12 protein-coding genes and 1 pseudogene are annotated in these 13,843 nt (G+C 46.7%); all 13 read right to left on the reverse strand.

Annotated elements, in window-relative coordinates:
* A pseudogene (locus BM056_RS24930) lies at positions 1-581 on the reverse strand (urocanate hydratase); the annotation flags it as partial.
* A gap of 80 nt (positions 582-661) precedes the next feature.
* Entirely contained in the window at positions 662-1,303 is a 642-nt protein-coding gene (locus BM056_RS24935) for a cyclodeaminase/cyclohydrolase family protein (RefSeq protein ID WP_092476101.1), read from the reverse strand.
* 6 nt (positions 1,304-1,309) lie between these two features.
* Positions 1,310-2,209 carry a glutamate formimidoyltransferase gene (gene ftcD / locus BM056_RS24940; RefSeq protein ID WP_092476104.1) on the reverse strand — a complete coding sequence of 300 codons (900 nt, stop codon included), beginning with the start codon at positions 2,207-2,209 and terminating at the stop codon, positions 1,310-1,312.
* A gap of 3 nt (positions 2,210-2,212) precedes the next feature.
* Positions 2,213-3,487 (reverse strand): imidazolonepropionase, encoded by a 1,275-nt coding sequence (gene hutI / locus BM056_RS24945; protein ID WP_092476107.1) that lies wholly within the window; start codon positions 3,485-3,487, stop codon positions 2,213-2,215.
* A 147-nt stretch (positions 3,488-3,634) separates the two neighbouring features.
* A complete protein-coding gene (locus BM056_RS24950) occupies positions 3,635-4,765 on the reverse strand; it encodes a sugar ABC transporter substrate-binding protein (RefSeq protein ID WP_238456659.1) in 1,131 nt (376 codons plus the stop codon).
* 123 nt (positions 4,766-4,888) lie between these two features.
* Positions 4,889-5,902, reverse strand: coding sequence for an ABC transporter permease (locus BM056_RS24955; protein WP_092476110.1), 1,014 nt, complete (start codon positions 5,900-5,902; stop codon positions 4,889-4,891).
* Positions 5,903-5,963: 61 nt separating this feature from the next.
* On the reverse strand, positions 5,964-7,508 hold the full coding sequence (locus tag BM056_RS24960; protein WP_238456660.1) for a sugar ABC transporter ATP-binding protein: 1,545 nt from the start codon (positions 7,506-7,508) through the stop codon (positions 5,964-5,966).
* A gap of 14 nt (positions 7,509-7,522) precedes the next feature.
* On the reverse strand, positions 7,523-8,785 hold the full coding sequence (gene hisD / locus BM056_RS24965) for a histidinol dehydrogenase (protein ID WP_092476113.1): 1,263 nt from the start codon (positions 8,783-8,785) through the stop codon (positions 7,523-7,525).
* A 72-nt stretch (positions 8,786-8,857) separates the two neighbouring features.
* Entirely contained in the window at positions 8,858-9,283 is a 426-nt protein-coding gene (locus BM056_RS24970; protein WP_092476116.1) for an aconitase X swivel domain-containing protein, read from the reverse strand.
* Entirely contained in the window at positions 9,280-10,485 is a 1,206-nt protein-coding gene (locus tag BM056_RS24975; protein ID WP_092476119.1) for an aconitase X catalytic domain-containing protein, read from the reverse strand. The genes BM056_RS24970 and BM056_RS24975 overlap by 4 nt, the downstream gene beginning before the upstream one ends.
* A 96-nt stretch (positions 10,486-10,581) precedes the next feature.
* Complete coding sequence (locus BM056_RS24980) at positions 10,582-11,277, reverse strand: GntR family transcriptional regulator (protein ID WP_092476122.1); 696 nt, start codon at positions 11,275-11,277, stop codon at positions 10,582-10,584.
* Positions 11,278-11,334: 57 nt separating this feature from the next.
* Positions 11,335-12,327, reverse strand: coding sequence for a zinc-dependent alcohol dehydrogenase (locus BM056_RS24985; protein ID WP_165613714.1), 993 nt, complete (start codon positions 12,325-12,327; stop codon positions 11,335-11,337).
* A 58-nt stretch (positions 12,328-12,385) separates the two neighbouring features.
* Positions 12,386-13,144 (reverse strand): glucose 1-dehydrogenase, encoded by a 759-nt coding sequence (locus tag BM056_RS24990; protein ID WP_092476129.1) that lies wholly within the window; start codon positions 13,142-13,144, stop codon positions 12,386-12,388.
* Positions 13,145-13,843: the final 699 nt, after the last annotated feature.

Here is a 13,843-nt window from a genome sequence, read left to right on the forward strand (position 1 = left end):
CAGTCCTCCTGGTTGTCAAACATTCCCACCATCAGGGCGTTGGTAATAATTACTCTGGGGGCTTCCGGCTTGGACGGGAAAAGGCCTACAGGATGGCCGGATTGCATCACCAGTGTCTGGTGGTCGGTCATTGTCTCAAGATATTTTTTAATTAACCTGTACTGCAGCCAGTTCTGGCAGACGCTGCCGGTCTCACCGTAAGTCACCAGCTCATAGGGATAAAGAGCCACTTCGAAGTCCAGGTTATTATCAATCATTACCTGAAAGGCTTTCCCTTCGGGGCAGTTTCCTTTATATTCATCTATCGGCCGGGCATAGATACGGCCTTCCGGGCGAAAGCGGTAGGCGTAGACCCTGCCTCTGGTCAGCAGCTCATTTAGAAATTCCGGCGCCAGTTGTTCATGCAGTTCTTCCGGCACGTAACGCAATGCGTTTTTTAAGGCTACTTTGGTTTGTTCAGGTGTCAGGCGAAAACCCCTGTCAGGGGCTCTTCTGATGCCTGCAACGAATTCGGGCATTGCGGGGAGAACGTTATCCAGCTTGACCGTCATGGCTCCCGCTATCTCTTTATTGCTCAGCATTTGCTATCTCTCCCATCGTTTAATTAATTTGCCTCGATCAACTTTACTCAGGAATATACACACCTCCTGAAAAAATACGGCTACCATTCAACCATGTAAATTAATTTTTTCTGCACCAGGGTCTGGATACCGGCATAAAGGTGGCTCGCTTCGGACATTATTCTGTCCCTCTCCGCCTTTGCCTGCTGTGCAAAGACAGGGTCCTTGATCCCTTCCAGATTTATCGCAACATTAAACATGGCGCCGGTTATGCCGCTGTAGGCCATAAGTGAGGCCACTCCGGCGTCGCTCAGCGCATTGGGGTTGCCTATAGCCACAACCTCCATACACAATACTAAAACCTGCAGGCATTCTTCGGCCACCAGCAGCGGGTGGTTGGCTGCACCTTTCAGTGCTTCTTGAATTGCCGCAGCCCTTTGCTCTTTTTCCGCCTCTGTTTGTTTGGGCAGCCGGTAAGCCTGCATTACCAGGCTAAAAGCTGCGGTATCCTCATCCACATGCCGGTTTAGTTTTTCCATAAGGTCACCGGCCTGCCCCAGTATTCCCCGCATGCCTTCGTTATCTCCTTCGGTCCCGGTCAGCCGCGCCACCATGGCAACCAGCGCTGCAGCCAGTGAACCGGCCAGGGCGGAAACGCTGCCGCCACCGGGGGCGGGGGATTTTGAGGCCAGTTCAGCTAAAAAGCCTTTTACGGTCATCTCCATCAACATTGGTCTAGCCATCCTTTCTTATTGATCCAGCAGTCGTTTTTCCAACACCTGGTTAAAACTAAAGCCCTCCAGGCGCAGGTAAAAATCCGCTGCGTCAAGCAGCGCTTCCATGGGCAAAAGACCGACAATTTCACTGCCGATCACATTTACTCCGTAACGGGCGGCTTCAGTTTTAACGGTTTCAAATACCCGGTGCAGGGATACTTCCTTGTAGTTGCATACATTAATCGTAACCTGGGCGACCTGACGGTCTTCCAGCATCACTCCCAGCGCTTTAATGCTCGGATACCCCCCGCTGCTGCCCCGGATTGATTTGGCAATAGCCTTGGCTATGACCACGTCTGCAGTGCCAAGGTTAATGTTATACGCCACCAGGGGCGGGCGGGCCCCAACGGCAGTGGCGCCGGCGGTCGGGTGCAGGTGCGGCGGGCCGAAGTCGGGCTGCCGCTCAGGCCGGGTTATTGCTGTTTTTAGTCCTTCATATTCTCCCTTGCGCACTGCGGGCAGGTTTTTCCGTTCCGGGCGGGTTGCCGCTGCCTCATACAGATAAACTGGGATATTCAGTTTATACCCAATTTCCCGGCCCAATTCCCGCGCCAGTTCCACACATTCCTCCATGGTTGATTCTCCGATGGGAATAAAGGGAATTACATCCGTGGCCCCGATGCGCGGGTGTGCCCCTTGATGCTCCTCCATATTGATTAATTCCGCAGCACTGGCAGCCGCCAGAAAAGCTGCGTTTTTTACCGGACCGGGCTCGCCGAGAAAGGTGACCACCGCCCGGTTGTGGCTGGCATCAGTTGATGCGCCAAGTACTCTGACGCCTTCCACGCTCTTGATTGTATCAATTATCTGAGCCACCACCTCTGGCCGGCGGCCTTCACTGAAATTCGGTACGCACTCCACCAGTTTCCGCATTTCTTATCCTCCTACAACAACTTTTCCGTCTTTAATTACTTTATCCACTAGATTTAGGCCAAATCGGTACATTAGATACTGATAATTAGGTGCATCAAAAATTACCATATCTGCCCTTTTACCGGTTTCCAGACTGCCTACCTCCCCGGCCCTACCTATAGCGTGAGCGGCATTGATGGTGACCGCGGATATTACCTCGGCAGGTTTCATTTTTAACTGGCGACAGGCAATACCCATTACTACCTGCATATTGTTAACCGGGCTGCTTCCGGGGTTAAAGTCACTGGCCAGGGCTACGGCAACTCCACTGTCGATCATCTTGCGGGCCGGGGCATATTGAGGAGCCATCATGCAAAATGTTGTTGAGGGCAAAAGCACGGCTATCGTCCCGGTTTGGGCCAGCCTCCTAATTCCCTCTTCCGAAACCGCCATCAGATGATCAGCAGACACTGCCCCAATTTCCGCCGCCAATTCAGCCCCTCCAAGCGACTTGATTTCGTCAGCGTGAACCTTCAGCTTAAACCCCAGCTTTTTAGCGGATATTAGAATATGCCTTGATTGTTCTTTGTCAAAGACACCATCTTCAAAGAAAACGTCACAGAACTCCGCCAAACCATCCCGGGCTACCGCCGGAAGCATTTCTCCCACCACCAGCTCGACATACTCTTGGGGATTGCCCCGGTATTCCTCTGGTACAGCATGCGCTCCCAAAAAAGTGGAAACCAGATCAACAGGGTGCAGAGTATTTAGTTCACGGTGTATAATTAATGTTTTAATCTCATCACGCAGATTCAAGCCATACCCGCTTTTTGCCTCTACGGTAGTGGTACCATGAGCAATCATCTGGTCAAGATACTTTAGGGATATCTGTAAGAGATCTTGTTGCGAAGCAGCCCGAGTAGCACTTACAGTACTTAATATACCTCCGCCCAGCTTTAGGATGTCAAGGTAATGCAATCCTTTTAGCCTTAACTCTAGTTCATGCTCTCTCGATCCGGCAAAAACCAAGTGCGTATGCGGGTCCACCAGCCCCGGCATGACCAATTTACCAGCTGCATTAATAATCATGGTCTCCGGGCCAACTTCCACCTTTTCCATAACCTCCGGTGTAAGGCCGACCGCTATGAGTTCCTTTTCTTTTACCGCTACTGCCCCATCTTCTATTAGCCCGATCCGGGACATTCCGCACCCGTGCTTGGGCGTTTTTGAAGCCCCGGCCATGGTAATCAATTGGTCAGCATGGCAAACAATCAGGTCGGCTTTAATCTTATTACCCATTGATGTCCACCTTTCTTTTTTGCCACTCATTTCTAAATTAAAAGCAGTTATGCCTGGCCCCAGATTTTAATTGGCAGTATGGCTACCTGCGTTATTTTCATAGCCCCCCGGAAACCTTCCGGGGGGCTATGAACGATGTTCAACCTGCTAATTGTTTTTTGTCCACAAATCTTTCAGTTTATTCTCCCAGAGACGGGGATCATCCGGTCTGACCTCGTTCGGGACAATCGGTCCCTTCAGCTTCATATAGGCTCCTTCATCAACCCACGGGTTCTTGATAACTTCGGCCGGGGACCAAATTTCACCGTCAGCCATAACAGTGTCCCCAATTTTTGGAATCGGCTTGCCGTTGCATTCGTCATAAAGGTACTGCACGGCAAGCGCTGCGGAATCATATGCCGGCTGCTCAACTACAGCTAAAATTTTGCCCTTTTCAATTAAATCCATCCCCTCCGGTCCTATACAAATCCCACAAATACCATAATCTTTGGGATTAAGGCCCGCCGCCTCGATTGCCGAAACAACACCCGGCGCCATGATATCCGGAGTATGTACGTAGATACCCAGAACCTTTTGACCGTACCGGGTTAATAGATCGCTCGTCCTTGCATTTGCATCAACATTATTCCATTTGCCATCGCCCTGCGCCACTTTGAGCTGCGGGTATTGGTCAATAACAGAACGGAAACCTTTGGTACACGCCTGAGCAAACATATCCTGAACGGAACCCATGATCTCTATAACCACACCATCGGGCACATTTCCGCCATTTCTATTCTTGATACCCTGCACAAATAATTTTGCGGCTTTTCTGCTTGAATCTTCAATGTCAAAGGACAAGAAAAGGTCAACCTTTCCGCCTTCGGGAGAAGTATCAAGAGCCATGATCGGTATACCAGCCGCATTTAGTTTTTGTATCCCCGGCACTATTGCTTTTAGGTCTACCGCACCCGCCATAATAAAGCCATCAACTTTCTGGTCGATATAGGTATCCATTAAATTCATGATTTTCAGGGAGTCGGCCTGACCGTCTTTGATATCAATAATTACCCCAAGCTCCTTGGCCTTATCCTGCGCCGCGTGAATAAAAGCCTGCTCGTACGGAGCGGAAGGATCCTTAATAACCATGCCAAATTTCAGCTGTTTTTGTGAACCGGAATCATTTGAATTTGATTCATTGGTTGTATCGTTATTTGGCTTCGCCCCACAACCCGATACTATGGTTACTACCATGATAAACATTGCAATTAGAAAATACCGAGCCTGTTTTAGCTTCATACCATACAACTCCTTTAATAAGTAATTTAGAAACCGACCCATTGCATTATTTATACCCGCACGACACCGCAATCTGTAGTTTTAAGTTATTAACCTCCTTTCCCTTAATTGATTTATTAGTTGTTACGCTTGTTGCTCCTGACCCGCCAATTTTTTAACCTGTTCCTGGTGCAACAAATAACTCCGGGCTTTTGCCCTTACCCTGTCGATGATAATCGCCATAAATATCAAAGCCCCTTGGGTTGCATAAACCAGCGTAACACCAACCCCCAGCAAGTTTAGGGAGTTATCTATCATGCCCAGAAGAATAGTACCTCCCAGCATTCCCAGAGGAGTGCCTTTCCCCCCATCCAGACTGCATCCGCCCAATATGGCTCCGGCAAAAGCCAGCATGATCATTCCCTGCCCCATAGTGTTGGAAATCGACCCTTGTCTGCCAGCCGCCAAAAGCCCGGCCAAAGCGGCCAGCAAACCAGCCAGCACGAAAGCGGCAATAACCATACGGTTTGTATTAATGCCTGCGATAAAACTCGCCCGGGCGTTCCCGCCTGTAGCCATAAAATTCCGGCCAAAGGTTGTATACTGAAGTATAAGATGCAGTACAACATAAACAATTAGCATAATTATTATTGCTGCCGGAATATTCAAGAATAATCTTGCCTGCCCAGCATAAGTGTAAATCTTATGTAAGGGGAATATTGAAAACGGTACCAAAAATAGCACCAGTCCCCTCAACATAATCTCTACGGAAAGAGTTTGCAAAAGAGGATTAACCCCGATACGGGCTATAAAAAACCCGTTAAAATACCCAACAAGGGCACCAACAGCAAGGGTTAATATTATGCACATAACCGGATTTATCCCCCCGGGAATCCATTGCGTAGCCATTAACATAACAACACCTGGAGCAAAAGCCACAATTGACTCAAGAGATAAGTCCAGAGCCCCGATAATTAACACTAAACCTTCTCCCAGCACCAGCATACTCATAATTGTTGAATGGAATAAAATATTGACAAAATTACCATAAGTCGCAAAATTGGGAGTAACGATAATATTCATCAGGAAAAACCCGGCTACAATCACCCAGATTAAGTTGTCCAACAAAAACAACTCCAGCTGTACTTTTTTTGACATAAGCTATTCCCCTTTTTTATTAAGAACATTGAAGTTTCATAAACCAAACTTATAACCTTTTTTAAACATGCCCCTGTAAAGCCAGGAACAGATCCCCCTCGTTGAACTCTTCCCTGAAAAATTCTTTGATTATTTCTCCTTGGTAAAGGACCAGAATGCGGTCACAAATCATCATCAAATCTTCCAATCCCGGTGATGTTATAATAATCCCCGCCGATTGACTCAGCCGTTCCCTGACGATTTTTAAAATACTGTCCTTTGCAGCTATATCCACGCCTCTTGTGGGTTCATCCAACAAAAAAACTTTTGGTTGGGCGGCCGAAATTCTTCCAACAACAACCTTTTGTTTGTTCCCCCCACTTAATTGATTAACTTCCTGCTCTATAGAAGCAATTTTAATTTCCATAACATCAACGGCGTTGGAGATAAAATCAACTTCTGCTTTTTTGTCTATTACAAACTTTTTACTTACTTTACCGAGGGCGTTGAGGATCAAGTTTTCCCTTACGGTTTGGGACTTGATCAGGCCTTCCCTTTCCCTGTCTTCCGGAAGGTAGACGATACCGTTTCGCAGTGCCTGGGTAGGAGTATTAAAGCGTGTTTTTAAATTGCCGATTTTAATCCACCCTTCATTAACCGGGTCAATCCCTGCTATACCCTTAAAAATTTCGGTGCGGCCGCTTCCTCTCAGTCCTGCAATACCTAAGATTTCCTTTTTCTTTAAAGTTAAGCTAATATTTTTAAATGCCGGCAAATTCGTCAGGCCCTCAACTGAAAGCACAGTCTCTTCTTCTTTTAACCTGTCGGGGCTTCGCCCGGCAGAAATATCACTTTGCCTGTACCCCTCTCCTACGATCAAAGAAGAGAGCGTCTCTTTCTTCAGAGCACGGCAATCCTGATTACCGATAGTTCTGCCGTCACGCACCACGGTTACACGGTCACAAACTTTTAATAACTCGTCTGTCCGGTGTGAGATAAGGATAATGGTTTTACCTTCCTTTTTTCTTCCTTCAATTATCTGGTGCAAAAGATTTTCATCATCCTGGGAAAGACTGGCGGAAGCTTCATCTAATATCACAATCCGGGCATCTTCAACAAAACATGCCTTTAACACGAGTAATAATTGCTGTTCGCTTAAGGGCAGATCTCTCGCCCTGGCCCGAACATCTATTTGCAGGCCTGCCCTGTTCAATACCTGTTTTGCTTTAGCATACAAGTCCTTCCACTTAATCAGCATTCCTTGTTCACCGTAATTCCCCAGAAAGAGGTTCTCAGCCACAGTGAGATCGAGAATCACCTGAGGTTCCTGGGGAACAACCGCTATACTTTCCTTTTTGGCAATTATTCTGGATAATGTTTGGTATTTTTTTTCGCCAATAATAATATCACCTTCGGTTGGCGTCACAATCCCCGCGATGATCCCAACCAATGTCGACTTTCCAGCCCCGTTCTTGCCAATTATCCCGTGAACTTCTCCACGCTTGACCTCCATGTTCGCCTTGTACAGTGCAACTGTGCCGGGGTATATTTTGGATACATCGTGAAGTTGAAGCACAATGTCGTTGCCCTGTACGTTCAATTCCTGTTGAGACTGCATAGCAAACATAAATTATCCCCCTGTCAATAACCCCTTCTCAATTCTGCTGAACGCTGGTGCGCCAGCAATCCCTCAACTCCCGCCAGATGTGAACAGACCCCCGCAAGCCTGGACGCACCTTCCATGCTAACCTTCTGGACAGAGGAAACCTTTATGAAAGTCCCCACCCAGACTCCGTTGGTAAAGCGTGCGCAGCTTAAAGTGGGCAAAGTGTGATTGGTGCCTGAAACGTAGTCCCCGAAGGCTACCGGGGCGGTTTTACCTATAAATAGGGAACCAAAGTTGCAAAGTTGGCCTGCTATTTCATCGTCATTTTCTGTCATTATTTGCAAGTGTTCCGGTGCCAGCTCATCTGAAATTTTGACGGCTTCATCCATACTATCCACAATGATAATTTTACCGTTATCCGCCCAGGTCCGGGCGGCAAGCTCAGCCGTGCCCAGGGTTTTAAGTTCCTCTTTGATAGATTTCTGAACTTCTTCCGCCAATTTTCTGCTTGTAGTAACAAAAATAGCAATAGAGTTGGGATCATGTTCGCACTTCGCCAGCAAATCAACAGCTACAAACTGTGCCGGAACTGACTCATCAGCAATAATCAAAACCTCACTGGGGCCGGCAAGCATATCAATACCCACACTGCCACTGACCAACCTTTTAGCTTCAGTAACATACTTGTTGCCGGGACCTACAATAATATCAACTTTTGGGACGCTCTCAGTTCCGTAAGTGAATGCGCCAATGGCCTGGGCTCCACCCATACAGTAAGCCTCGTCCACACCGGCAATATCCATGGCCACCAGTACCGCCGGGTGAATTGTTCCGAATTCCTTTGACGGTGGGGAACAGGCTATAATCTTGTCCACCCCGGCTACTTTAGCGGGAATGATGGACATCAGCGCAGTTGAAGGCAGCGGGTAACGTCCCGCCGGAATATAAGCGCCGCATGTTTTAATAGGCACGAGCCTGTGTCCAAGTGTAACTCCCGGAATATGCTCACACCTTTTCAGCGGCTGCAAACAAGCCAACTGGTGTTCAGCAAAATACTTGATCTGTTCCGCCGCAAACTCCAAACTTTTTATCGTTTCTCCGGAGACAAGCTCATAAGCCTTTTGAAAAGCTTTCCGGGGTACTTTAAGCACGCTTAGCTCGACTCTGTCGTATTGCTTTGTTAATTCGATCAAAGCTTGGTCGCCTTCAATCTTTACCTGCTCAAGAATGCTTGCCACTATGCTGTGAACATCTTCAAGCTTTTTGGGATCTTTGTTGACATCTTTTAAAATAATCATTTCATTTCTCCTATTCTCATCTCTTTTGGGCTTTTTTTATGTACCAGGAAAGTCCGCAAAGAAAATTACGCCTTAAGTTCTTTTCTTGATCGTAACCATTGAGTTATCCGCATCGACTTCCAACTCGTCACCGGAAACAACCGCCTGATAAAATTCCGGGGGCAGGCCGTCCACCAGAGGAACGTCCATGATTATAGCACTGGCCACCAAAACAGTATCCGGGTGCTGGATTATTATCGCTTTCGGCTCCGTACCCTTCATTTTCAACTGATATAAGCCGTCAGCCTGCACTACGGAACTCCCTTTCCCGCTCGGGAATATCAATACCTTACCGGCAATACTCCGCCCTTCAAGCGCGTGTCCTTTTTCAATAACAACGCCGCTCCGGGGCTCGACCAGGTAAAAACACATATCATCGCATGAAATAAGTGCTTCGCCACAGGATTTGCCACCGGCTATCTTATGACATTTCATCGTTAAAACTTTTTGTTCGCTCATTTCACTTCCCCCTTAATTGCAGCTTCTATACACTCTGAAATGCTTCTGATAACAAAATCCATATTTCTTCTCTCAGTGTAATAAGCGCATTTGGGGGAATCTGTCACTCCCTTTTTACCATAAAGGAATTGCCAGCACGGCTGATCAATGCACGTATCTTCCACAATATGGCCTCCCGCCCTGTTGATAATCCCCAGATAGCCCATACGTTTGGCCAATTCCTTTGTCAGTGAGGAGGTGCAAACCCATAACTCAACAGCCAGCTTTTTCCCTTCCAGCATCCTGGCTATCTTTGCCACCTGATTAATGGTCAGGTGAGGACATCCAAACAGGGCAAAATCAATTTTGCCGGCTTCAGCGGAAATAACATCCCGCACTTGTTTAATATCCTCTTCAGTAATAACCACCCGTTTTTCCGGATCTTCACCGTGAAATGCAGCCTCGATTGTCGGTGCCTCAGGAGTAACCCCTACAATGTGATAAAGGGAAACCGCTCCGGCCGTATTCAGCTGTGCACCCAAATTCATCAGAGCCTCCGGAGAAGTTTTTATGGGCAGGCCGGTGAAAACCGGTACTCCAAAGCCTATTTTCTTAGGGGCACAGTAACCCAGCATATTGTAATCGAAGTCACTCTCCATCTTGGCCTGTACCTCGACCAGGACCTGGCCCCTTCGGTTTTCATCTAAAAGTAAACCATATAAAGGCACTCTGCCCGCCACTGAAGCACAAAGGGCGCTCTGAGCCGCTTCCCTGTTTGTCCTGGCTCCGTAAACGGAATTAATATATGGTGTTGCGCTTGATTCAGAGAAAGCTGTTATTTCACCAAAACGTGGTATATTTTTTTCAAGATAGGGGGTACAATTGTATGTTAGCGTAGCACCAATTGTTTTATAGGCCGCCCTCGTTCGCTTTATTATTTCTTCGTCGTCACGATCAACTGCTTTTACTTGTTGAAAGTATTCCAGGTTAAAGCCCGGGTTAACAGTGGGCGAAACCCTGCATGTGGCCCCTGCTTTTACCAGTTTTTCTACAAACCATAAATCAGCCTCCTGATTGCTTAAAGCTACATGAGACCGGGTTATCTCCACCATCCGTTCGGCGCCAAAGGCCTCACCCACCGCCACCAGTACTTTCATAGCTATTGACACGCCTTCACCAAACTTGCCGTCAAGCATCTGCTGTTCCTCACCGGTTAAATACAAACCCACGACCTCCCGTTAATTGCTGATCAATGATAAAATCCGATAGCCAATAAATTCCAATGATAATTTATGACTTTAATACCCCTGCTTGAACACTTACTTTTCAAAATGACTTTTCATAAGAATTTTCTCAGCTTCCTCTATGTGCTGCCTGAGTACAGGAATTAATTCTTTTGTCTCTCTTGCTTTTAGAAGAGCAATTATTTCCAAGTGCTGCCGAATGGTATCAGCCATGTCACCAAGAGCCATCGCCGTGAGAAGCTGGTACCTCAATATTTGCTGGCCCAAAACGCTCATGAAATTTTTTAAATGCGCATTATTACATTTATCAATAATCATTGAGTGAAGCTTGTTGTCAGAATGACTCAATGCTTCCCATTCTATCTGCCGGCCCTGCTCCACTTTTTTTTGGAAAGACATCCAGGTTTCTTCTATTTCCTTAATTTCATCATCCCCAAAATTTTCCGGAGCGGTTTCGGCAGCAAAACACTCCAATACCCTGCGCAATTCAAAAATCTCTTTTAAGTCCTTTTGGGTAATATGTTTTACAACAGCTTCCCGCCCGGGCATGATTTCAACTAAATTTTCATAAGCCAACTCCTTCAATGCTTCCCTTACCGGCGTCCTGCTCATTTCCAGGGCCGCTGCCAGCATGTTCTCGCTTATATACTCACCGGGTTTAAACTTGGCGAAAATAATTGCTTCCTTTATCTGTGTATAAGCTATCTGGGCAAGATTAGGCTGTTTTCCTTTATTGCGAAGCTTGTCCACCCGGTTTGCCAAACTGACCATTCTGTCTCTCCTCTCGTTTTTCTTGAATGACACGTATAATTTTTATCTGATCTACAGTTAGGGAGCCAATAAAATTTTTGCAGCCCCTGTTCCCGCTGAATTTAACAGAGAAAACGCCTCTCCTGCTGATTCAAGCGGCAGAACATGAGTGATGACCTGCTCAATATCAGGCGAACAGTCTATCAGAAAATCTATTGCTCTCTCCAAGTGAGTGGTTTCGTAGGCATTTACTCCAATTAAATCAAGTTCTTTGGTAACTACACTATTGGGATCAAAATTAGCTTTTTCCTCGTATAAACCAACCATTACTAATCTGCCTTTGGGATTAAGCCAGTTAAGGATACCGTTCAGGGTAATTTCTTTTCCCACGGCATCCACGGCAACATCAATCGCACCGGAACACTCCTCCGGGAAAGCGGTAATAACCTTATCCGCTCCAAGCCTCCGTGCCAGCTCAAGTCTGGCGGGGGAAATGTCCAAAACAGTTATTTCTTTGACCCGCAAGGCCTTAGCCACGGCAATTGTCAGCAATCCAACCGGGCCGGCACCGACAATGCCCAAAGAGTCTTTTTCCGTAATCTTACCTTGATCTACAGCATGCAGCGCTACAGCAACGGGTTCCACCAGAGCGGCCCGGCGGAGGTTGATCTCAGGAGGCACTTTAAGAATTTTTTTGACATTCATTTCGATATACTCCGCAAAACATCCGGGGGAAACCTCACCTATAAAACCCAGCTCAGGGCAAAGGTTAAATGCCCCCTGCCGGCACCAGCGACATTTACCACAGGTAACCCGTGGGTCTCCAACGACGTGATCGCCGGGTTCAAGCCCCTGAACCCCTTCGCCAATACTCTCGACAACTCCGGAAAATTCGTGTCCCATGGTTTCCCGAAGGTAAGTGACAAACATGCCCTTCCTATAAATGTGCAGGTCGGATCCGCAGATACCCGCGTAAGCCACCTTTATAAGGACATTGCCAGGAGCGCAAACCGGTTTGGGTATGTCTTCAGTCCTAACATCCCCGATTCCGTTATATTTGACAGCTAACAAATCAATCACTCCAAAATAATAGTTGCAACTTAAAAAACATGCTTGTAAAAGATCAATGTTAACTGGCCAGCCAGCCTCCGTCAACATATATAATTTGACCTGTAATATAGTCGGAAGAAGAACTTGAAAGAAAGACAACAGTGCCGACCAAATCTTCCGGCTTACCAATACGCCCCATGGGAATTCGGTTTTCGATCCAATTTTTGTGGCCGGGATCCTGAAAGAAGGGTTCTGTCATATCCGTTCTGAAATATCCCGGACCTATTGCGTTAACCTGAACATTATATGGAGCTATTTCCACAGCAAGTGCCCGCGTAAACTGGAGTACCCCCCCCTTTGAAGCACAATATACCGCCGCACCGGCGAGCCCGATTTGACTACCCAGAGAACCTACATTGATGATTTTACCGCTGCGCTGGCGAACCATGTGATGGGCCGCTGCCTGGCAAGCAAAAAACACCCCTTTAAGATTTGTGTCCATTATCGCCTCGTATTCTTTTTCCGTATACTCTAAAAACTTTTTGGGAATTTCCGTACCGGCGTTGTTGACTAAAATATCCAGCCTCCCGTACTTTTTCACGACTGCGTTTATGGCATTTTCAACCTCCGCGGTATGAGTTACGTCAGCTCGGACAGCCTCCGCTTTACCACCGGCTTCCCTGATTAAGCTTACTGTCTCATCTGGAACAGTACGGCTCATGCAAACGGCTACCGCCCCCGCACCGGCCAGTCCTTGGGCGTAGCCCCGCCCCAGCCCCCTGGCCGAACCTGTTATCAGTGCAACCTTTCCTGCCAGATTAAACAGTTTGGGAATCATTAACGACACCTCCTACAATAACTTTTATAAGACTTTTCACGGCCCCGGCTCAACAGATACAAGTTGCCCTCCTCATGCAAAGATAAATATACAACCTGTATACAACCTGAACCCTACTTGTATATTCTACTGGCAAATAAAAAAACCTTTTTCGAAATAAAAAAAATTATCAGCAAAGTGCAACCTTTCCGCGCCAGCCTCCTGGACTAGCAAAGCGTATTCCAGCAAAAAACTGAAGTCAGCCTGGAAGTATCCCCGGCTTCCACGGAAAATAATAAAACCCCCGTACAGTGGTTTTATCCCCTGAACGGAGGCATCTTTGCCCAAAAACACATCATTGTTTATATTTTAATGTCGAGCCAATTGCAGAATTCAAAATTTTAAACTGACATAAAAAAGAGAATATCATACTAAAGCATAGGTTTACCAAAATTAACCTATTTATTTGAAGTAAAGATGGAATTGAACAAATTAACTCTAAAAAAGAGTAGAAATCACCCCAATTAACAGACACAAAAAAGCAAAGCAAATATTAAATCATTGCTACTAAGCTACATTTGGTAATGCTTTATCTTTAAGCTGAACAATGGTTCCAGCAAGAAACGTAATCAGACAAATCATGATATCGTTAAAAGCTTTGTCAATCCCCCGTTTAGTAAGGCGATCCATGCTTAGGTGACCTTTTAGTACGGAAAACAG

Source organism: Desulfotruncus arcticus DSM 17038, assembly GCF_900113335.1.
GTDB classification, from domain to species: domain Bacteria; phylum Bacillota; class Desulfotomaculia; order Desulfotomaculales; family Desulfallaceae; genus Desulfotruncus; species Desulfotruncus arcticus.

Coding starts and splice junctions, on each gene's coding strand:
- BM056_RS24935 (WP_092476101.1), bottom strand. CDS start 1,303: ATGGCTAGACCAATGTTGATGGAGATGACCGTAAAAGGCTTTTTAGCT.
- ftcD (WP_092476104.1), bottom strand. CDS start 2,209: ATGCGGAAACTGGTGGAGTGCGTACCGAATTTCAGTGAAGGCCGCCGG.
- hutI (WP_092476107.1), bottom strand. CDS start 3,487: ATGGGTAATAAGATTAAAGCCGACCTGATTGTTTGCCATGCTGACCAA.
- BM056_RS24950 (WP_238456659.1), bottom strand. CDS start 4,765: ATGAAGCTAAAACAGGCTCGGTATTTTCTAATTGCAATGTTTATCATG.
- BM056_RS24955 (WP_092476110.1), bottom strand. CDS start 5,902: ATGTCAAAAAAAGTACAGCTGGAGTTGTTTTTGTTGGACAACTTAATC.
- BM056_RS24960 (WP_238456660.1), bottom strand. CDS start 7,508: ATGTTTGCTATGCAGTCTCAACAGGAATTGAACGTACAGGGCAACGAC.
- hisD (WP_092476113.1), bottom strand. CDS start 8,785: ATGATTATTTTAAAAGATGTCAACAAAGATCCCAAAAAGCTTGAAGAT.
- BM056_RS24970 (WP_092476116.1), bottom strand. CDS start 9,283: ATGAGCGAACAAAAAGTTTTAACGATGAAATGTCATAAGATAGCCGGT.
- BM056_RS24980 (WP_092476122.1), bottom strand. CDS start 11,277: ATGGTCAGTTTGGCAAACCGGGTGGACAAGCTTCGCAATAAAGGAAAA.
- BM056_RS24990 (WP_092476129.1), bottom strand. CDS start 13,144: ATGATTCCCAAACTGTTTAATCTGGCAGGAAAGGTTGCACTGATAACA.